This window comes from Ruegeria sp. CJ2 (assembly GCF_056536745.1).
In genome coordinates, this window is record NZ_JBQFQF010000002.1 from 358,968 (window position 1) to 379,370 (window position 20,403).

The following is a 20,403-nucleotide window of genomic DNA, read 5'->3' on the forward strand; positions in this document are numbered from 1 at the left end:
TGCGCCTGCAACCTTTCGGTATGCGTATGGCTTGTATTTCTCATCCGATGAACCGTCGCGCGACGGGCTGTGATCTGGTGGTTGCCGCCTGAGCCAGGGGCTTTGTGCCCTTTGCGACGGATTGCGATTACTCTGACTTCGGACGACAGAATGACCCCTGATGCGCTGCGCCTTGCCATTGATATTGGCGGCACTTTTACCGACACTGTTCTGTTCTCGGGTGAGGACACGATCCTTGCATCCGCTAAGACGCTGACCACTCACCAAAACCCCGCTGACGGCGCGATGGACGGTGCGCGGCGGGTCATCCGGCAATCGGGACACATGTTGTCTGACGTCTCCGGCTTTATTCACGGAACAACGCTGGCCACCAACGCCCTGATCGAGCGGCGCGGGGCCAAGGTTGCAACGATCACGACCGAAGGCTTCCGCGACATTCTCGAAATCGCCTATGAGCGGCGCTATGCGCAATACGATATCAACCTGGAAAAACCCGACCTGCTGGTGCCTCGGGAAAGGGCGTTTACTGTGCGTGAGCGTATGTCGGTGGACGGTGACGTTCTGATCGCGTTGGAGCAGTCCGCAATCGACACAGTGCTGGAAGAGATCGACTCAAGCGGCGCGGACGCGGTCGCCATTTGCCTTTTGCACGCTTACACCAACCCCGCACACGAACAGCAGTTGCGCGAGGTGTTGGCTCAAAAACGCCCCAAACTGGCCATCTCGATCTCGTCCGAGGTCAGCCCCGAGGCGCGTGAGTTTGATCGCCTCTGCACCACGGTTGCAAACGCCTATATCCAGCCCTTGATGCAGACATACCTGACGCGCTTCGCGGACCGGTTCCGCGACGAAGGTCTTGCCTGCCCGATCCTGATGATGACGGCTGGTGGCGGAATGTGCACCCTAAACACCGCAGCGCAATTCCCCATCCGTCTTGTCGAATCCGGCCCGGCCGGGGGTGCCATTCTTGCCGCCCGGATCGCCGCACGCGCGGGTCTGGATCAGGTTCTGTCCTTTGACATGGGCGGAACGACGGCCAAGCTCTGCCTGATCGACAATGCGCGACCCCAGACCTCGCGTCAGTTCGAAATCGCGCGTGCGGCCCGGTTCATCAAAGGCTCGGGCATGCCCGTGCGCATTCCCGTGATCGAAATGATCGAAATCGGAGCGGGCGGTGGCTCGATTGCCGGGGTGGATCGGTTGGGGCGATTGACCGTTGGGCCGCAATCGGCTGGCTCGGAACCCGGTCCCGTTGCGTTCCTGCGTGGCGGCACGGAACCAACGGTCACAGACAGCGATATCGCATTGGGTTACATCACCCCCGAAACCTTTGCCGAAGGACACATCGCGATTGATCCCGAGGCTGCAAATCTCGCTTTGGATCAAGTGATCGGGACCAAGCTCGATCTGACCGCAACCGGTGCCGCAGATGGCGTGAGTCGCATCGTCGACGAAAGCATGGCCAGCGCCGGACGCATGCACGCCGTTGAAAGCGGCAAGGAACTGGGCACCCGCACCATGATCGCGTTTGGCGGCAATGGCCCCCTGCATGCAACACGGGTTGCCCGGTCTGCCGGGGTCAACCGGATCGTAATCCCGCCGAATCCCGGCGTTGGTTCGGCTGTTGGATTTCTGTTTGCACCGGTCAGTTTTGAGATCGTGCGGTCACGGTATTCCATGTTGGAAAGCATCGAAACTGACGCCATCAACACGCTGTTCGACGCGATGATATCCGAGGCGGAGCTGGTGGTTTCCCAAGGCGCGGGCGATGCGCCAACTCAGCGGCACCGTACCGCCTTCATGCGTTACAGCGGTCAAGGTCACGAAATCGAAATCCCCCTACCCGACCGTCCCCTTTCCGACACAGACATTGCCCCCCTGACCCATGCGTTTGAGGAGGAATATCGCAAACAGTTCTCGCGCCCGGTGCCGGGGATGCAGATCGAAATCCTCAACTGGTCAGTGCGCGTTGCGACTTTCGGGAGCGAAGCGACCACCTCTGCGGATACGCCGATAACTCGTCCAGAAATGCCGCCACAGACGCGCCCCATCACCTGCGACTTGACCGGAGGAACCGTACAGGCCGCATTGATCGCCCGCCCCGACCTCCGCGCGGGGAACTATGTCCCTGGACCCGCGTTGATTATCGAGCCACAGACGACCACGCTGGTTTCCTCCGACTTCTCAGCCCGTGTGGACGCGATCGGGAACCTTGTTCTTACCCGGAAAGGAACAGAATGATGACCCACTCTCCTGCCCGACTTCAAGTTATGTGGAACCGTCTTCTGGCGGTTGTCGAAGAACAGGGGCAAACCCTGATCCGGGCGGCCTTTAGCCCGATCGTGCGCGAGTGCGGGGATATTTCCGCCGGTATATTTGATGCGAATGGGCGCATGCTGGCGCAGGCCGTCACTGGCACGCCCGGACATATCAACACAATGGCCGAAGCGGTTCAGCATCTGCGCGCGGCCTTCCCGGTTCAGGACATGAAACCGGGTGATATCTATATGACCAATGACCCATGGCTGGCCTCTGGGCATTTGAACGACTTCCTTCTGATGATGCCCGCCTTCAAGAACGGACAGGTCGTGGGCTTTACCTCGTGCACCTCTCATCTGGTGGATTTGGGCGGGCTTGGCATGGGGCCAGAGGGGTCCGACATCTATGACGAGGGGCTGTTGATCCCGCCCTGCAAACTGGTCGATCAAGGCGTGCCAAACGCTTTGCTTCTTGACATCATCCGCGCCAATTCCCGTGAACCCATAGCAAATGAGGGTGATATCTATGCGCTGATCGCCTGTTGCGAGGCCGGGGTCGATCGTCTGCTGAGCATGATGGACGAATTCAACCTCGATGATCTGGATACGCTGGGCGCTTATATCATCGACACCTCGCGCCGCGGGACGCAGGCTGCAATCGCCGAGGTTCCTGATGGTGTCTATAAGAACGTCCTGAAAATGGATGGGTATGAGAATGAACTGGAACTTCACGCCACTCTGACTGTCCATCAGGACAGGATGCATGTGGATTTCTCTGGCACCTCGGGGTGTTCTCGTAAAGGGATCAACGTACCGCTGAATTATGCCACAGCCTACACCGTATTTGCGCTGCGCTGCATCGTTGGGTCGGACATACCGAACAACGCAGGATCGCTGGAACCCTTCACCGTTGATGGGCCGAAAGGGTGCATTCTGAACGCACAAAGGCCCGTTCCGGTCGCCATGCGGCACACTCTTGGCCAGGTGACGCCTGACTTGGTTCTGGGGTGTCTGCATCAAGCCCTGCCTGATCAAGTGCCGGCAGAGGGCGCAAGCTGCATGTTTGACCTGCCTATGCGTCACGCGCCCGAAGTGGCCCGCGACGGCGGACGGGAGTTTGCGATCGAACCCGTGCATAATGGCGGAACAGGCGCGCGGCCTCATGCGGATGGCTTGTCGGCAACGGCTTATCCGTCCGGTGTTTTTGGCAGTCAGGTCGAAATCACCGAAAGCGTCGCGCCCGTGACGATCTGGCGGCGCGAACTTAGGCCGGATTCCGGCGGCGCGGGGCAATATCGCGGCGGGCTGGGTCAGCGCATAGAAATTACGTCGTCCAATGACGCACCTTTTGTTGTGTTCCTTTCGGTTGAACGGCTGAAATTCCCCGCTCTTGGCAGGATGGGTGGTGGTGCCGGAAGCCCCGGCCGCATTCACTTTCGCAACTCTGCCGAGGACATTCCGGGCAAGGGTGAGCTGCGCGTTGAACCGGGCGATTACCTGATCTTTGAGACGCCCGGCGGCGGTGGGTTCGGAGATCCAAGACTGCGAGACCCCCTGTCCCTCGACCTCGATCTGAAACGCGGTCTGGTTACCCCAGATGGCGCAAAGGCTTACGGAGGTGACACATGATCCGCCCAAACGCATATGTCGCTGACATGGCGGCCTATGCCCTTGCCGATCTGGGCGGGGCGCAGACGATCTCGATGGCGCAGAATGAAAGCGCGTTTCCCGCCAGCCCCGCCGCGGTTCGTGCTGGGCAAACGGCAGCGGCTGACCTGACGCTATACCCCGACCCAGAATGGACCGAACTGCGCGCAGCCATCGCGGACGTGCACCGCCTGAACCCCGCGCGCATCTTGTGTGGGGCCGGGTCGATGGAGCTGATTGGCTGCCTGATCCGCGCATATGCAGGACCCGGTGATCAGGTTTTGGGCACGCAATACGGATATGCATTTGTGGCATCGGCGACCGCGCAAGCGCAGGCGGATTATAGGACGGCACCCGAGGTTGATCTGACGGTCAGTGTTGACGAGGTCCTTGCCGGGGTAGCGCCTGCGACACGCATTGTTTTCGTATGTAATCCGGGCAACCCGACCGGAACACTCATTCCGAACTCTGACATCCTGAGGCTGCGCACCGAGTTGCCGGACGACGTGCTGTTGGTTGTTGATCAAGCTTATGCCGAGTTTTCGGATGCGAACAATAACCCCGCAGACATCTTCGCGCTGGTGGACCGAGGTGACACCGTCGTCACCCGGACCTTCTCCAAAGCCTATGGGTTGGCCAGTGCCCGTGTCGGATGGGGGTATTTTCCACCGGGCATTGCTGGCGAGATGCGTAAACTTTTGAATCCAAACAACATATCTTCAGCGTCGCAAGCGGCAGCGACCGCCGCCATGCGTGATCAATCCCACAGGCGCGATGTGGTCGGTCAAACGGCTACCCTTCGCGACCAGTTTGCCCAGGACTGCCGCGCGCTTGGGCTGGCCGTACCGGACAGCCACACGAATTTTGTCCTGCTCCGCTTTGCTTCAACGCGTGACGCTCAGGCCACCGATGCCGCGTTGCGGAACGAAAACCTGCTGATGCGCGGGATGGCGGGCTATGGCCTGCCGGACTGTCTGCGCGCAACGGTTTGCGCCCCTGCGATTATGGACAAAGCCTTGAGCGTGTTGAAAGGAGTATTGGCATGACCGAGACGAGAACCGCAGCCAAGATCGGCGTGCTTGTCCCCTACACGAACTCCAATCTCGAACCTGATATGCAGATGTTGCGTCCGCCGAATACCACGGTTCATTTCCAACGCATGGGTGGCTACGACGTGGATGAGGTTCCGGGGTCTGAACAGATGGCAGGTTTGGGTGCCTCGGATATCAGCCATGACTTGCGAATGATTGCGGGCGTTCGACCGGACATTGTGCTGTACGGTTGCACCTCTGCCACTCTGACACATGGGCCTGCATTCGATGCGGACCTTGCGCGGCAGATAAAAGCCCAATCAGGTGCCCCATCCCTGACAGCAGCCGGGTCATTGATCGCTGGCACCAAAGCTCTGGGCGCAACAAAGGTTGGGTTTTCCTCGCCTTATCTCGGCGAGATCAACACGCAGGCCGTGGAGTTTCTGTCACACAACGGGATTGAAACCGTGCACTGCGCCGATATCGGGCGCGAATTGGGGAATTACGGACAAGGCGAACTGACCCCAGATGAGGTGTTTGATCTGGCTTGCCAAGCGGACCACCCGGATGCGCAGGCAATCGTCCTGAGTTGCACCGACATGCGCGCGGTCGAGGTCATCGACAGAATTGAGGCGCATCTGGGAAAGCCTGTTGTCTCCTCTAACCAAGCCATGGTTTTTTGCATGATCCAAATGTTGAAACTAGACCGCCACGCCTCTCTGCCCGGTCGCTTGTTTGACCACATTTGAGCCCTTTTGCGTGATGGGTGCCAGACGCCCTATCCCAAGGGTGATTGGTCCGTCTGTCGCAAAAGGGAAATCTGCCGCAACAGAGCATATCCGAAGATCACCATTCCAAGCATCTCAAAGCTCTCTTCGATCGTCGCCAGCAAGAAGAACCTCCAACCCCGGTCGTCATTGTAGAAATCCACCCAACCGCCCAGAGTTTCGATCATCAACGCACCGAACAGGTAAGTGGCGCCTGCAAGAACCATCAGGCTGGATACAGCCCGTGGCAGGCGCAAGAGAAAGGGCAAATAGACCCCGGCCACGACAAGGGCAAAAAAGGCCCCGATCGGCGTCCAGGAAAAATGCCACAGCGGGTTTTCCGGCAGAATAGACCGCATGGGCTGCGTAAATTTCTCATGCACTTGGGCCGCTTCGTCATACCCCATCAGAAACATGACCACCGCGAGGATCAGCCAATAGATCGAGTCGCGATCATTTTGGGTTCGTTTCGCCAGAAATATGTACGTAAGCAGACCGAAATTCGAGACGAGCAGAAAGTAGTTGTAAATCGTTGGAACACTTTGCTCGACATCATGGTTAAAACGCCAGGCAAAGAATTTCAGAACCCGGTTGTCCGTGCTCTCGAGGATCAGAATCGACATCATCGACAGGGCAAATAAGCCAATAATAATCAATGAATTGACACGAAAGTACTTCGAACAAACTGTTTCGTTTTGGCCAAGAGGAACGGCAAATTCTTCTCCCGGCATTTTGGGCCTCCTGCACTCGTTAACACAATAGCTGACCACGCCTCGGCGTTGTCACAAAAATGAAATAATACACCGTTTTAACCCGGCGCTTACTTTAAGTAAACAAGGCCACACGCCAAGGGCACCTGCGCGCGAGGAGTCCAGAACGGTCTCAGGCAGGCTCCATCTCGCGCAGACTGGCGATCACATGGTCAGAACAGCGGCACACCCCGCAGGGCTCGACCTTTACCTGTCCCTGCTCCGCTCCGGGTTGGGAAACGAGCAGTGGCAAAAACTGGAACTTGGGTGGGTGAGTGGCGGGGAGACAGGGATTCGAACCCTGGGAACGCTCTCACGTTCAACGGTTTTCAAGACCGCCGCATTCGACCACTCTGCCACCTCCCCGCGTGACGCCGGGTCTACGGCGAACCGAAACCGGTGGCAAGACCAAATAGGGAAATCTTGCCGAAGCGTGTGCAGCGGTCTTTCCATGACACCTTGCGCAGGTTATGATCCAATGGAAAGACCGTAACAGGCCGGCAAGTCAGAACCGGCAATCGGCAGGGCTCGGGAAACGAGGCCCTTTCAGGCAAGGGATGACAAAATGAATCGAGCGACCCAGACACGCGCAAAACCGCGAGCGTTGGCAGTTCTGGCCGTGTTTACCGCAGCCCTCGCAGGCTGTGATGAAGCACTTTCCCCTGACAATGCGTCATCCGAGGCAGCAGAAGAAAGCCTTCAGGACGACAGCAAGGTCGAGCTTTTCCCGGACGCGACCGGAAATCCGCGCGACGATGTCGAAGCGCCTGAGGTCTTTGAAGTCACAGAGGCTGGTTTGTGGGATGGGCGCCCATCGCTGGGTGGAATTTGGGTCGCGCACCCGGATGTCACGCAACCCGAACGGGTGCGGATCAAGAACGCCAGCAACAACAAGACCGTAACTGGCGCGCTGTTCCGTCGGGAAAGAAACCTGCCGGGGCCTGCCCTGCAGCTTTCCTCGGCCGCCGCTGCAGAATTGGGCATTCTGGCAGGGTCCCCGACCAAGGTTCAGGTCGTTGCACTGCGCCGCAAACCCGCCGAACCCCCGAAGCCCGAACCTGAAGAAACTCCGGCGGAAGCGACCGAGGACGCCCCTGCGCCACAGGACGACGAAACACAGTCCGCATCCGTAGACGCCGCAGAGGAAGGCACCGAAAAGCCTGCCAAGCGGAAATGGTGGCAAAAGAAAGAGACCGCCGCAGTCGCGGCCGGTGCAGCAGGCGCCGCTGCGGTCGCGGCAGATACGGCCGCCGACACAGCGACCGAAGCTGCCGCGGAAACCATTGAAGCTGCCGCTGAAGCCGCGCCAACGGCCACACTGAGCGACCCGGAGGTGACTCCACCCAGTGATCAACCCGCGAAGCGGAAATGGTGGCAGAAGAAGCCTGCAGACGAAATCACGGAAACGCCGCTTGATCCGATCGCAGGCGCCGCTGCCGCGATCGAGGCCTCGGAACCGACACCTGCAAGCACGGCAAGCCAGCCGGAACAGTCTTCTGGTTCGTTGTCCAAGCCTTACGTTCAGGTCGGGACCTTTGGGGTTGAAGCCAATGCCAAAAGCGCGGCCGAAAAGATCCGCCGCAACGGACTGCCTGCCGAAGTGCGCGAGCTTGCAACCGACGATGATTCCGTCTGGAGGGTTCTTGTGGGCCCTGCTTCAACCCGAGGAGAGCGCACCGCCCTTCAAAGCGACGTAAAAGACCTGGGCTTCACCGATGCCTTCCTGGTCAAGAACTGAAACAAAGGGGGCCCTGATGCTGACCTCATTGCGATCTTCTGTTTTGTCCCTGGGGCTGGCCCTGTTTGCCCTGCCTGCCCAGGCGTTCGATACAACGGCCCGCGCAGCCTATGTGATGGACCAGACAACAGGCACGGTTCTGCTGTCCAAAGACGCGGACCAGCCGTTGCCCCCGGCGTCGATGTCGAAACTCATGACCCTGTATGTTGCGTTCGAAGCACTGCGGGATGGTCGCCTGACGCTGGACGAAGAACTGCCCGTTTCGGAACACGCGATGAGTTATGGCGGCTCGACCATGTTCCTGAATACGCAGGACCGGGTCCGGGTCGAGGATTTGTTGCGGGGCATAATCGTATTGTCCGGCAATGACGCCTGCGTGGTGATTGCAGAGGCACTCAGCCCGGATGGAACCGAAGCCGGGTTCGCACGTTACATGACACAGCGTGCCGAACAGATGGGAATGAACAGTTCGAATTTCGCCAACTCAAACGGCTGGCCTGCGGCGGGGCACATGATGTCCGTGCATGATCTGGCGGTTCTTGCGGATCGTCTGATCACCGATTTCCCCGAATACTATCCCCTGTTCGCCGAGGAAGAGTTTGAATTCGATGGTCGCGCGCCGTCGAACTCGCGCAACCGCAACCCCCTACTCAAACTGGGAATTGGGGCAGACGGGTTAAAGACCGGCCACACGCAAGAAGCGGGATACGGTCTAGTCGGGTCAGCCAAACAGGGCGACCGCAGGGTGATCTTTGTCCTGTCCGGTCTCGACAGCACCGCCCGCCGCGCAGAGGAGGCTGAGGCCGTGGTTAACTGGTCGTTTCGCAATTTTGTCGAGAGGACAATTGCCGACGCCGAAGCGCCGATAGCCGAAGCCAAAGTCTGGATGGGTGCGGAAAAGACGGTTGGACTGGTCCCCGAGGGCGATCTAACAATTCTTCTTCCGGTTCTGGGCGACAAGGATGTTCAGGCCGAAGTGGTCTATGATGGGCCCGTCGATGCATCGAAAGAGCCGATCAGAAAGGGTCAGAAGCTGGCTGAACTGGTCATCAAGCCCGAGGGTTTGCCGGAAATTCGTCGCCCTCTGGTGGCCGCGAATGACGTTGCAACCGGTGGGTTTGTTGTGCGGATGATGACCGTAGGCAGCATCGTATTGACTGACGTTATCGGCAATCCGTTGGACGCATTGTGACAAACACCGGGTTATTCCTGACATTCGAAGGCATTGATGGGTCGGGCAAGTCATCGCAAGCGCGCTTGCTGGCCGATCACCTGCGCGGCATGGGTCGCGATGTCGTCCTGACCCGCGAACCCGGCGGATCTGCCGGGGCTGAGGAAATCCGCAGGCTCGTGCTTGAAGGTGACCCCGACCGGTGGTCCGCCGAAACGGAAATTTTGCTGTTCACCGCAGCGCGCCGCGACCACTTGGAGCGCACAATCGAACCCGCTCTGGCCGCTGGCAAAGTGGTGATATGTGATCGTTTTGCCGACAGCACCCGCATGTATCAGGGCCTTTCCCGCGGCGACCTGCGCGGATTGGTGGATCAGTTGCACAATCTGATGATTGGTCGTGAACCTGATCTGACCCTGCTGATCGACATGGACCCCCAGACCGGTCTGGACCGGGCAAAGGGGCGTCAGGGGACAGAAGAAAGGTTCGAAGATTTCGGCCTGGACCTGCAACTCAAGATGAGAGCCGGATTCCTGGCCCTTGCCGATGAGTTTTCAGAACGATTTCGCGTGATCGACGGCAACCGGGACATGGACAGTGTTGCCAGCGATGTGACAGATATCGTTAAGCAAGCTTTGCGGTAAACCTTTGATGAGCGATGAACCCCCTCCCCCGGATCAGGCACCCGGCGCCCCACACCCGCGTGAAACCCGGCAGCTATTCGGGCAGGCCGAGGCCGAAAACGCCTTTCTGACGGCCTACAATTCGGAACGACTGCACCACGGCTGGTTGCTGACCGGACCGCGCGGAGTGGGGAAATCGACCTTGGCTTGGCGCATCGCACGGTTCTTGGTGGCGACACCTCCAGCCGAAGAAGATGGCCTGTTCGGAGCGCCTCCACCCCCTGAAACGCTGGATATTGACGAGGATCACCCGGTCTCTCATCGCATTCTGGCCGGGGCCGAACCCGGTCTTGCCTCGGTCACCCGGTCCGAGAACGACCGCGGCAGGATGCGAAACGAAATCGTGGTCGAAGATATTCGTAGGCTGGGCAAGTTTTTTGGACTTTCCTCAGCCGATGGTGGCCGACGCGTTGTCATCGTGGACTCTGCGGATGAGATGAATGTCAACGCAGCAAATGCCCTGTTGAAAATGCTCGAAGAGCCCCCTGCCCGCACTACGCTTTTGTTGGTCTCGCACCAACCGTCGCGGCTGTTGCCGACAATCCGGTCGCGGTGCCGAACGCTCAGGCTGTCACCGCTGGGCACCGAAGATATGATGACGGCCTTGGCTCAAACTGGGGCAGAACCGCCAAGCAACCCGGATCATCTGGCGGCGCTCGCTGCTGGTTCTGTGGGCAGTGCCGTCCGCTTGATCAACCTTGGTGGCCTGGACATTTACGCAGAGCTCATCGCCATTTTGGGCACGGTTCCAAGAATGGACCGTCAACGCGCATTGGCTCTGGCCGAAGCCGCAGCCCAACGCGGCGCGGCCGAGCGTTTTGAGTTGCTGCTGACATTGATAGACATTGCTTTGTCGCGGCTTGCCCTAACGGGCGCAACTGGTGCCCCTCCAATGCCAGAAGCCGCGCCGGGCGAGGCGGAAATCCTGTCGCGCTTGTCCGCTTCCCCTCATCAAGCCCGCCAATGGGCAGATACGGCAGCCCTGATCACGGCCCGCGCGCGACATGGTCAGGCGGTGAACCTTGACCCTGCCGCGCTGGTCCTAGATACGGTGTTCAAGATACAGGAAACCGCCGGTCAGAGCAGATGAGCGATACGCCCCAAATCACCGATAGCCATTGTCATCTGGACTTCCCTGATTTCGATGGCCAGTTGCACGAGGTCGTGGCCCGCGCAACCGAAGCAGGCGTGACACGGATGGTCACAATCTGCACCCGTTTGCGCAACGAACCCACCATCCGCGCGATCGCAGAGGCGCATGCACCGGTCTTCTACGCCGCTGGCACGCACCCCATGAGCGCCGCGGATGAGCCGATGGCAACTGTTGATGAACTGGTCCGTCTATCTCAACACCCCAAATTCGTGGGTATTGGGGAAACCGGGCTCGACTATCATTACACTGCCGACAGTGCCGAGGTGCAAAAGCAATCCCTGCGCATCCACATCGAAGCCGCCCAGCGGACAGGCTTGCCGCTGATCATCCACGCCCGCGCCGCTGACGATGATATGGCAAGAATTCTGAGCGATGAGCATCGCAACGCCCCTTATTCCTGCGTGATGCACTGCTTCTCGTCTTCGGCGGAACTGGCCACGGCCGCATTGGACCTGGGATTTTACCTTTCCATGTCCGGCATCGCTGCTTTCCCCAAAAGCCAGGACCTTCGCGACATTTTCGCCAGCGCCCCGGTTGATCGCATCCTTGTCGAGACCGACGCGCCATATCTGGCGCCACCACCGTTCCGCGGCAAGCGTAACGAACCAGCTTATACGGCCCATACCGCCCGAAAAGGGGCCGAGGTTTTTGGGATGGACTACCCTGAATTCGCGGCTCAGACGCAGGCGAATTTTGACCGCCTGTTCACAAAAGCTGCAACCTATCAGGCGGCCGCATGACCGAGCTGCGCTGTACGATCCTTGGCTGCGGGTCCTCTGGCGGCGTCCCACGACTGGGTGGTCACTGGGGCGCATGTGATCCCGACAATCCACGCAACATCCGTCGCCGCTGCTCGATGCTGGTGGAACGCGACGGGCCCGAGGGGACGACTTCGGTTCTGATCGACACGACCCCGGATATGCGCAGTCAATTGCTGGATACAGGCACGGGCCGTCTGGACGGGGTGGTCTATACCCATTCCCATGCCGACCACGTGCACGGCATCGACGACCTGCGCATGATCGTCTTCAACATGCGCGAACGTGTGCCTGTCTGGGCGGATGGAGATACTCAGAACGATCTTCTAGGTCGTTTCGGATATGCCTTTATTCAGCCTGAAAATTCGCCCTACCCGCCTATTCTTGACCTGAAAACCATTAATGGCCCGTTCGAGGTTACAGGCCCCGGCGGTCCGATCCCCTTTCATCCGTTCAAAGTGAATCATGGGTCGATTGACGCATTGGGTTTCCGAATGGGCAATCTTGTCTACCTGCCCGACGTAGCCGAGATGTACGACGATGCATGGACGATGCTGGAAGGGCTGGACTGTCTGGTTATCGACGCGTTGCGTCGGTCCCCGCATCCCACCCACGCCCATCTGGAAAAAACGCTGGGGTGGATCGAAAAGCTGCAGCCCAAGAGGGCGGTCCTGACCAACATGCATATCGACCTCGACTATGCGACGGTCGACGCGGAAACCGCGGATCACATCACGCCAGCCTACGACGGCATGGTGATCCATCAGGCGCTTTGAAGCCCTGACGACCTGCTCTGCCATATCCTCGCCCCGGCTGGCGACTCCGGTGGAGCCTTAGATGCTGCAATCCCTGATCGACGTCATCCTACCGGTATTCCTGGTAATCGGAGCTGGCTACGCAGCCACTCGGTTTGGGTATTTCAAAGAGGTCCATGTCGACGGGCTGATGAAGTTCACCCAAGGGTTTGCGATCCCCTGCCTGCTGTTTCTAGCCATTTCCAATCTTGACCTCAGCGCCAGTTTCGACCCGCGCCTGCTGGCCAGTTTCTATGCGGCGGCCGCGCTTTGTTTTTGCGTCGGGCTGTTCGGCGCGCGGCTGATATTCAACAGGGATTGGGAAGACTGCGTCGCCATCGGGTTTTGTTGCCTGTTCTCGAATTCAGTCCTGTTGGGCCTGCCAATTACCGAGCGAGCCTATGGCCCCGAGAACCTGACCGGAAATTACGCGATTATCGCGTTTCACTCCCCATTTTGCTATTGCGTGGGCATCACGGTGATGGAGTTCATCCGTAATCGTGGGCACGGCGGAACCCTCATGGTGCGCTCGGTTCTGTCGGCGATGTTTCGAAACGCCCTGATCTTGGGGATCGCGTTGGGGTTCGTCGTCAACTTGTCCGGGATCGGCGTACCTGCCGTTGTGGATGAAGCCCTTGGCCTTGTGACCCGCGCGGCCCTTCCGGGGGCACTATTCGCGTTGGGCGGAGTTCTGGTCAAGTACAAACCCGAAGGCGACCTGCGCACGATTGCTTTTGTGTGCGGCGTGTCACTGATGCTGCACCCCAGTCTTGTCTGGCTATTCGGCTCTTCCGTCGGCCTACCGCAGGACTTGTTTCGATCAGGCGTTCTAAACGCGGCAATGGCGCCCGGGTTCAATGCCTATATCTTTGCCAATATGTATGGGCGGGCCAAAAGAGTCGCCGCATCCTCGGTTTTGGTTGGAACCGGGGTGTCTATACTCACGGTCTGGTTCTGGCTCATGCTTTTGGGCTAACCCGTTCGAAAGGCACGTTGACTTTGCCCCGGCAGGATACACCTTTCGGTAAACCAAACAGGAAGGCTCAGATGCCCCACGCCCTAATCGTTGCACATGGTCAGCCGTCTGATCCAACCCCGGCAGAAGCCGCGCTTGCCCGATATGCCGCCGAAGTGGGCGGAATGTGTGCGGGAGTTTCAGTAACGTCAGCAACTTTGGCGGCACCCGGTGCGCTTGAGGCGAAACTGCAGGACTTGCCCGACGACACGGTGGTTTTTCCGTTGTTCATGGCAAAAGGGTGGTTTGTCACAAGCGCCCTACCCAAACGCCTTGGGGCAAAGCCGCTGCGCGTTCTTGACCCTTTGGGCACGGACGCCATCTTGCCATCGCTGGTCGCAGACACGCTGCGCGAAACGGTTGTGGATCTAAAATGGACGTCTTCAAGCACCAATGTTGTATTGGCCGCGCATGGCTCGGGACGCAGTCGTAATCCGTCAGAAGTTACCCAAGCTTTTGCCAAGAACCTGGAGGCGTTGACGGATTTTCGCTCTATCCGGGTCGGGTTCGTGGAAGAACCGCCGTCTATCTCAGAGGCGGCGGACGGCGCAGGGGCAACAGCCCTCTGCCTGCCGTTCTTTGCCTGTACCGGAGGTCACGTTCTTGAGGATATCCCACAAGAGTTAGATCGCGCTGCATTCAAAGGTCGGGTTCTGCCCGTTGTCGGTGAACTTCCCCGCGTAAAGCGTCAGATTGCAAACGTACTTTCGCAAGCCTTCGAGGGCTCCTAATCATTTCACCCAGAGACATCGGGACGCTGCTGCGGCGCGTCCTGCAATTTTGCGGGATCGCCCACTGACCCTCTTGATGGTGAGAAAAAACTATAGCGGGACCTGCCAGACCGTTTTGCATCGTACAAGGCCTGGTCAGCCGCGTTGAGGATTTCTGCGGCCTTCAAAGTGTTGAACTGGGTCGACAGCGCTATTCCGACGCTTGCGGATACCCTGCAGGTTTCGTTTTCAAATACCGTCGGTTCGCTTAGCCTGTCTATCAAGCGGCCAGAAATTGAGGACAACACCCGGTCATCCACTAAGCCTTTGACAATTATTACAAACTCATCCCCACCGACGCGCGCAACCATGTCGTCGCTGCGGGTCTCTTCCTCCATGATGCGAGCCGCCTGTTGCAGGACAAAATCACCTGCCGCATGCCCAAGCCGGTCGTTCACGGACTTGAAGAAATCCAGATCCAGATGCATCAGCGCAAACGGCGCATGGCCAGACGCCATATGTCCCAGAAGGACGTCCATGGCCCTGCGGTTCTTCAACCCGGTGAGCGTATCCGTGAAAGCCTGCTCCTCGGCCGCAAGCATGGCACCCTGCAACCGCAGGTTCAGGGAACGGGACGCCTCCATCGCGGCTGACTTCGCTTCGACCAGGTACAGCAATTCAATGGCAAGATCGGTGCCCGAAAAATCGGCGCTGGTCAGGGCATAGTCTCGCACGGCATCCAGAATCGAAATTCCAAAGGATAGGTTGATAATCGCGCCCTTATTCTCTGGCAGCGGTGCGACCAATCCCTTCAACGCGGTACGCGGTTCGTCCCTGAGCTTTAGGTGCAGTTTGGCACCGGCCAACGACAATAATGCAGCGGTCGTGGTGATTGCGCGCGGACGAACCAATTCGAACAGGTCCAAAAAATTCTGGCCCTGCATGGGCTGTTCGGGGCGAAGTTTCTGTATGGTGGGACCAACGCTTGTTATTTGTCCCTGTTCGTCAACAAGCACGAACATGGGGCACAATAGTCCCAGCAGTGATGAAAGATCTGATGTCTCCAACTTTAACCACGCGCCCCCAGATCGAATTGTCGCCCTTCGGCAAACGCGCTTTCAATCAGAACGATTGAAATAATCTCGACATCCCCATCAGCGCCAGCATGGGACAAAATTGCCAAGGCACCATAGTCATCGGCGATGGCGCGCAAGATCCCGACCATGACGCTCGAATACCCCTTCAGGCCGGGGTAGCAGTAGAGTTGGAATTCCGCAGGCGACACCTCTCTCAACTCGAGCACGGGCAAACTCAGATCGCTGACGGCCAGACGAACGCGGTCGGACAAATCATCGAGTGAGTGCAGAAACTCGACATAGGTTTCACCGCCAAATCGAAGAAGCCGGCGCAGCCCCTCCATGTTGGGATGCGAGACCAGATAAGTGCCCAGGTCTTCAAGGAGTTCCCCGCGCGACCGTTTTAGGTTCGCGCATAATATGTCCAGAACGCGCAAGGTCATTTCGTCGTCATAGACCAGCATGGCCTCAAACTCGGAAAATCCCAGTTCCGCCGCTTCGGTCACCTTTATCCAGCACGATTGTCCGTAAGTCGCGCAAACAAATGACTGTACCGCCCGATTAATCAGACCATGCATGAGATGCCCCAATGTGGTTACATGCTCAGTCTGATCCGAGAATCCTTAACAAAAAGCCAAGATGACCAGCCCGATAGTTAGAATTGGGCCTAGTCTCTCTGCGATACGTGCGCCCTGCCCCTAGAAGTCTGTCGGCGCGCCACCCTCAGCCTTGCGACGTGTGACGAACTCGGCCAGCTCCTCCCGAATGCCTTCGTCCATTGCAGGCGGTTCAAAACTGGTGATGATCTCTTTGAACATGTGATGGGCACGCTCGGCCGTCCAGATACCGCCGGCGACGTTCCAGCCTTCATAGTTCTTCCAGTCACTCAGGAAGGGTTGGTAAAATGCGGTCGTGTACCGATCCTGTGTGTGTTGAATGCCAAAGAAATGGCCGTCATTTCCGACTGCTTTTATTGCGTCCAACGCTATTTCGTCAGGCCCCGTCGCCGTGATCTCTGGCTGCATATACCTTTGGATTTGCTGCAAAACTTCACAATCCATAATGAATTTCTCGGGGCTGGCGATCAGCCCGCCCTCCAGCCAGCCCGCGGCGTGGTAAACCATGTTCGTTCCGGATTGCACGGCCGCCCACAATGAGTTCGACGTCTCCCAAACGGATTGACCGTCGGGCACGTTTGCGGCGCACACGCCCGAGGACCGCATGGGAAGGCCGTAGTACCGGGCCATCTGCCCTGTCATCTGAGTGGAGCGCATGTATTCCGGGGTTCCGAATGCGGGCGCGCCGGATTTCATGTCGACGTTCGAGGTAAACGTGCCGATGACGCAAGGAATGCCCGGCCTGACGTATTGGAACAGAGCAATCGCACACAGCGCCTCGGCCAGAGATTGCGCCACGGCCCCTGCCATCGTCACAGGTGCCATGGCCCCCGCCAATGTAAACGGAGTAACGACGATCGCCTGACCGCGCCGGGCCAGCCGCAAGCATCCGTCAATCATCGGGTGATCATGTTTCAGCGGCGAGGTCGAGTTGATGTTGGTGTACATCCGAGGTTCGGCCTCGAATTCTTCATGGGTCAGGCCACCTGCGATACGGACCATCTCCATGACATCCTCGACCCGCTCCTTGCCCAGCGAATAGGCGTGCATGGCTTTATCTGTCAGGGTCAGCTTGTCATACAACACATCCAGATGCCGGACACTGGCATGGATATCAACCGGTTCCACCGGGTATCCCCCGGCAAAGTGAATGCAGTTGAAATACTGCGTTAGCTTCAACAAATTTCGGCACATTTCGCGGTTCCCCGGAACCTTGGTTCCGATCTCCATGTCCCAGTAATTTGGCGGAGAGGACACGTTGCCAAACAGCATATTCCGCCCCCCGATTTCGATCTTACGATCAGGGTTGCGCGGCGTGATCGAGAAGGAAGACGGTGCTTTTCCCACCATCTCCATCACAAAATCCCGACCCATTCGGACGTTGTCGCCGTCAATTGTACATCCCGCTTCACGTAGGATGCCGATGGCTTCTTCGTTGTAGAACTCGACCCCGATCTCTTCAAGGATACGCATGGCGCCTTCGTGGATCGCCCCGATCCCGGCCGCGTCCAGCGGTTCGGTCGGGTTGTCGATATTGACCGGCGGGTTCCAGGGCATCTGGTCGATCACGGCGGTGCCTCTGCGCTCGGCTGCACCTGCACGTCCACCACTGCGACGTCTGCGCGTTTTTGTGTCGGCCATTGGACCCTCCCGAAACTGGTGTTGCTTTAAGCAAGCCCCGAAGACGGGAGGCTGGCCGCTCTGTCTGCGACAAGCTATGTCGGTTTCAACACCCAGACCGGCGATTTTGACCGTGGTTTATTCAGTCCTTGGCCAGCCAGCCCGGGATATGCCCGATATTGGGCAATACAACATCTGCAAAAGGTGCCAAAGTCTCGGCCGGGGCCAATCCGGTCAGCACCCCGATTGTGGTCATTCCCGCAGCACGCCCGGCCTGTAGATCGTGCAGACTGTCGCCAACCATCGCGACCCGTTCAGGGGCGACATCAACATGCGCGGCAAAGGCCAAAAGCTGACCTGGTCCGGGCTTGAACCCATGTCCACTGTCATACCCTGCAACAAAATCGAAATGATCTCTTATCCCGGCTGACGCCAGGTGTTCCAAGGCAGGCATCTCGCCGTCATTCGTGGCCACACCCAATTTCAACCCAGCCTCGCGCAATCCGTTCAGGAAAGGCGCCAACGGAACTGCAGGAGCCTGCGGCGCCGAGGCGGATTCGACGTTCAGTAAATCAATCAGCGCTTCGTGTTCCATATCGGGAAGATGCGGGACCAAGACCTCGGCTACCTCTTCCACGGTTCCGGCGATCACGATGCTGTCTTCGGAATAGGTTACGGCGTCCAGATCAAACCCGATGATGCGGCCCAATTCCGTCGCGTGCTGATGGTTTCCATCTGCCAACCGCAGCAACACATTGCGCCCGAAAGCGCCCCATGTATTGGCAAAATCAAACAGAGTGCCGTCCTTGTCGAACAGAATCGCGTGAATGGGCATTACGTGCTCCCGCAGGGAAAAGCTTTAGGTCCAGTGCATGTCCGCACAACCAGACAGAACGGCACGGGCCTGGCCGGGCAGTTCGTAAGGTACGGAATTGGCGTCACAAAAGGACATCACCCACGAATCGTCAAGCACAAGAAAATCAAGGACCGACCCAAGGAAATCCGGGTCCTGAGTCCTGTCTTTGAGATCCTGAACGGATGCGCCGGTCGATCCCAGAAAAACCGGCAGCAATTCCTCGTTCCCAACGAGCCAACCCAATACGTTCAGGGCCAAAGTTTCAGCGGATTGGGCAGAGATTACCATTAAATTGCCCCGGATCAGACATTGGAAAGGGTTTGTTAACCAGACTCATAAACACTTTGGCAACGCATGCAATCAACGGTGACACAAATGTCAGTTCAGGGAACCATCCTTGTCCTAGACGGGACCTCGACCAATCGCATCATGCTGAAGGTTCAGCTGACGGCGGCCTGGTATCACGTTGTGCAGGGCGAGAAGCTGGAGGGTCTGGCGGGGCTGTTGCGGCGCACACGTCCCGACCTTGTCCTGACTGCGCAATCCTTGCCGGATGGCACCGCTGCAGAGGTCAAAAAGCTGGTGGTGGCCGATCCCGACCTCGCCGACGTGCCGGTGGTGGCGATTGCTGCTCAGAATGACAAGGCGGCCAGACTGAAGGCACTTGCGGATGGGTTGGACGATGTCCTTGCGCCGCCTTTCAAGGACACGCTCCTGCTTGCCCGAGTCCGCAGCCTTTTGCGCGCACGCGCCGAGACACAGGAGCTCAAAATGGGAAGTGGGTCACAACCGATAGGCTTTGCCGAGCCTGCGACTGGCTTCACACCCCCCCAAAAGTCCGCCCGTGTCGCTGTTCTGGCTCAACTCACCAAAACAAGTGCATTGTGGCACAAGGCGTTGTCTGGGAGAACGCGGCATGCATTGACCGCGCATACTTCTTCGAATTTGCAGGGGCTTTTGTCGGGCCCCCGACCTGATGCAATTGTCATAGAAATCAACGCGAAGACCTTGAATACCCTTGCAGACTTGCGATCGAGGGTCGGCACAAGGCGAACGGTGATCGTTGGCATTTTGTCTCAGGAACACGCACAGCTTGCCGCCGATGCGCTTGATCGCGGGGTGGACGCGATTTGCCTGGGTGGTTTCTGCACGGACGAAGTGGTGCTGCGGCTTGAAAACCAAATCGCCCGGAAATCCCGGTTGGATCAGATGCGCGCATCGCTTTACCGGGGGATCGCTGAATCCTGGATCGACCCTCTGACCGGGCTTCACAATCGCAGGTATGCCATGCACGCCATGGATCAAATTGCGCGCAGGTCCTCACAGGCCAACAAGGGATTTGCGGTGATGCTGGCGGACTTGGACCATTTCAAGTCGATCAATGACCGTTTCGGCCACGTCGCAGGTGATTTTGTGCTGACCGAAGCTGGCAAACGTATGGAACGCGCGATTGGATCAGCCGGTTTCGTAGCCCGCATCGGCGGAGAGGAGTTTCTGATTGGCCTGCCAGAAACAAATCAGTCAGGTGCCCTGTCCATGGCCCGAACCTTGTGTGACTGCATCCGCCAATCCCCCTTTTCGCCGCCAGACAATCAAAAATTGGTGCAGGTCACCATCAGTATCGGGCTAATCGCAACCGGACCTCACAAGTCCCAAGTCGCTCCGGTGGATGGCTTGATCAGGTCTGCGGATACCGCCCTATACGCCGCAAAGAAAGCCGGAAGAAATCAGGTGCGGGTCAGGCAATGCGCCGCCTGAAA

General features: G+C 58.3%; 19 protein-coding genes and 1 tRNA gene. 13 read left to right on the plus strand and 7 right to left on the minus strand.

What is annotated here, in order from left to right; all coding sequences use genetic code 11:
- Positions 1 to 150: 150 nt before the first annotated feature.
- Genes ACR0MS_RS04130 through ACR0MS_RS04145 form a run of 4 tightly spaced genes read left to right on the plus strand, consistent with a single transcriptional unit; the run spans position 151 to position 5,685 of the window.
- Positions 151 to 2,241 (plus strand): hydantoinase/oxoprolinase family protein, encoded by a 2,091-nt coding sequence (locus tag ACR0MS_RS04130; protein ID WP_480568826.1) that lies wholly within the window; start codon positions 151 to 153, stop codon positions 2,239 to 2,241.
- Positions 2,241 to 3,887: a hydantoinase B/oxoprolinase family protein gene (locus ACR0MS_RS04135; RefSeq protein WP_480568823.1), complete on the plus strand. Its 1,647-nt coding sequence runs from the start codon at positions 2,241 to 2,243 to the stop codon at positions 3,885 to 3,887. The genes ACR0MS_RS04130 and ACR0MS_RS04135 overlap by 1 nt, the downstream gene beginning before the upstream one ends.
- Positions 3,884 to 4,951 carry a pyridoxal phosphate-dependent aminotransferase gene (locus ACR0MS_RS04140; protein ID WP_480568820.1) on the plus strand — a complete coding sequence of 356 codons (1,068 nt, stop codon included), beginning with the start codon at positions 3,884 to 3,886 and terminating at the stop codon, positions 4,949 to 4,951. Before ACR0MS_RS04135 ends, ACR0MS_RS04140 begins: the two co-directional genes overlap by 4 nt.
- The gene (locus ACR0MS_RS04145) at positions 4,948 to 5,685 is read left to right on the plus strand and encodes a maleate cis-trans isomerase family protein (RefSeq protein WP_480568817.1); all 738 of its coding nucleotides are present in this window, start codon (positions 4,948 to 4,950) and stop codon (positions 5,683 to 5,685) included. Before ACR0MS_RS04140 ends, ACR0MS_RS04145 begins: the two co-directional genes overlap by 4 nt.
- Before the next feature lie 29 nt (positions 5,686 to 5,714).
- On the opposite strand, the gene ACR0MS_RS04150 is transcribed toward ACR0MS_RS04145, so the two are convergent.
- Together ACR0MS_RS04150 and ACR0MS_RS04155 are read right to left on the minus strand one after the other, a co-directional pair.
- Positions 5,715 to 6,434 (minus strand): hypothetical protein, encoded by a 720-nt coding sequence (locus ACR0MS_RS04150; RefSeq protein WP_480568814.1) that lies wholly within the window; start codon positions 6,432 to 6,434, stop codon positions 5,715 to 5,717.
- A 294-nt stretch (positions 6,435 to 6,728) separates the two neighbouring features.
- Positions 6,729 to 6,818: transfer RNA gene (locus ACR0MS_RS04155), tRNA-Ser, on the minus strand.
- Positions 6,819 to 7,017: 199 nt separating this feature from the next.
- On the opposite strand from ACR0MS_RS04155, the gene ACR0MS_RS04160 reads away from it, so the two are divergent.
- The 8 genes from ACR0MS_RS04160 (at position 7,018) to ACR0MS_RS04195 (ending at position 14,495) form a co-directional block, all read left to right on the plus strand.
- On the plus strand, positions 7,018 to 8,190 hold the full coding sequence (locus ACR0MS_RS04160) for an SPOR domain-containing protein (RefSeq protein WP_480568811.1): 1,173 nt from the start codon (positions 7,018 to 7,020) through the stop codon (positions 8,188 to 8,190).
- Positions 8,191 to 8,206: 16 nt separating this feature from the next.
- Entirely contained in the window at positions 8,207 to 9,382 is a 1,176-nt protein-coding gene (locus ACR0MS_RS04165) for a D-alanyl-D-alanine carboxypeptidase family protein (RefSeq protein WP_480568808.1), read from the plus strand.
- Complete coding sequence (gene tmk / locus ACR0MS_RS04170) at positions 9,379 to 10,005, plus strand: dTMP kinase (protein ID WP_480568805.1); 627 nt, start codon at positions 9,379 to 9,381, stop codon at positions 10,003 to 10,005. Before ACR0MS_RS04165 ends, tmk begins: the two co-directional genes overlap by 4 nt.
- 7 nt (positions 10,006 to 10,012) lie before the next feature.
- The gene (locus ACR0MS_RS04175; RefSeq protein ID WP_480568801.1) at positions 10,013 to 11,134 is read left to right on the plus strand and encodes a DNA polymerase III subunit delta'; all 1,122 of its coding nucleotides are present in this window, start codon (positions 10,013 to 10,015) and stop codon (positions 11,132 to 11,134) included.
- Positions 11,131 to 11,937: a TatD family hydrolase gene (locus tag ACR0MS_RS04180; protein ID WP_480568798.1), complete on the plus strand. Its 807-nt coding sequence runs from the start codon at positions 11,131 to 11,133 to the stop codon at positions 11,935 to 11,937. Before ACR0MS_RS04175 ends, ACR0MS_RS04180 begins: the two co-directional genes overlap by 4 nt.
- Entirely contained in the window at positions 11,934 to 12,731 is a 798-nt protein-coding gene (locus ACR0MS_RS04185) for an MBL fold metallo-hydrolase (RefSeq protein WP_480568795.1), read from the plus strand. The genes ACR0MS_RS04180 and ACR0MS_RS04185 overlap by 4 nt, the downstream gene beginning before the upstream one ends.
- 61 nt (positions 12,732 to 12,792) lie before the next feature.
- The gene (locus ACR0MS_RS04190; protein WP_480568792.1) at positions 12,793 to 13,725 is read left to right on the plus strand and encodes an AEC family transporter; all 933 of its coding nucleotides are present in this window, start codon (positions 12,793 to 12,795) and stop codon (positions 13,723 to 13,725) included.
- Positions 13,726 to 13,796: 71 nt separating this feature from the next.
- On the plus strand, positions 13,797 to 14,495 hold the full coding sequence (locus ACR0MS_RS04195; RefSeq protein WP_480568790.1) for a sirohydrochlorin chelatase: 699 nt from the start codon (positions 13,797 to 13,799) through the stop codon (positions 14,493 to 14,495).
- 5 nt (positions 14,496 to 14,500) lie between these two features.
- Here the strand turns inward: ACR0MS_RS04195 and ACR0MS_RS04200 are convergent, their stop codons facing one another.
- The 5 genes from ACR0MS_RS04200 to ACR0MS_RS04220 form a co-directional block, all read right to left on the minus strand.
- Entirely contained in the window at positions 14,501 to 15,496 is a 996-nt protein-coding gene (locus ACR0MS_RS04200) for a diguanylate cyclase (protein ID WP_480568787.1), read from the minus strand.
- A 47-nt stretch (positions 15,497 to 15,543) separates the two neighbouring features.
- On the minus strand, positions 15,544 to 16,128 hold the full coding sequence (locus ACR0MS_RS04205) for a heme NO-binding domain-containing protein (protein ID WP_480568784.1): 585 nt from the start codon (positions 16,126 to 16,128) through the stop codon (positions 15,544 to 15,546).
- Between the two features lie 120 nt (positions 16,129 to 16,248).
- Positions 16,249 to 17,808 (minus strand): trimethylamine methyltransferase family protein, encoded by a 1,560-nt coding sequence (locus ACR0MS_RS04210; RefSeq protein WP_480568781.1) that lies wholly within the window; start codon positions 17,806 to 17,808, stop codon positions 16,249 to 16,251.
- A 121-nt stretch (positions 17,809 to 17,929) separates the two neighbouring features.
- On the minus strand, positions 17,930 to 18,622 hold the full coding sequence (locus ACR0MS_RS04215; protein ID WP_480568778.1) for an HAD family hydrolase: 693 nt from the start codon (positions 18,620 to 18,622) through the stop codon (positions 17,930 to 17,932).
- A gap of 24 nt (positions 18,623 to 18,646) precedes the next feature.
- Positions 18,647 to 18,931: a DUF3572 domain-containing protein gene (locus ACR0MS_RS04220; RefSeq protein ID WP_480568775.1), complete on the minus strand. Its 285-nt coding sequence runs from the start codon at positions 18,929 to 18,931 to the stop codon at positions 18,647 to 18,649.
- Positions 18,932 to 19,018: 87 nt separating this feature from the next.
- On the opposite strand from ACR0MS_RS04220, the gene ACR0MS_RS04225 reads away from it, so the two are divergent.
- Complete coding sequence (locus ACR0MS_RS04225) at positions 19,019 to 20,401, plus strand: diguanylate cyclase (RefSeq protein ID WP_480568772.1); 1,383 nt, start codon at positions 19,019 to 19,021, stop codon at positions 20,399 to 20,401.
- Positions 20,402 to 20,403 lie beyond the last annotated feature (2 nt).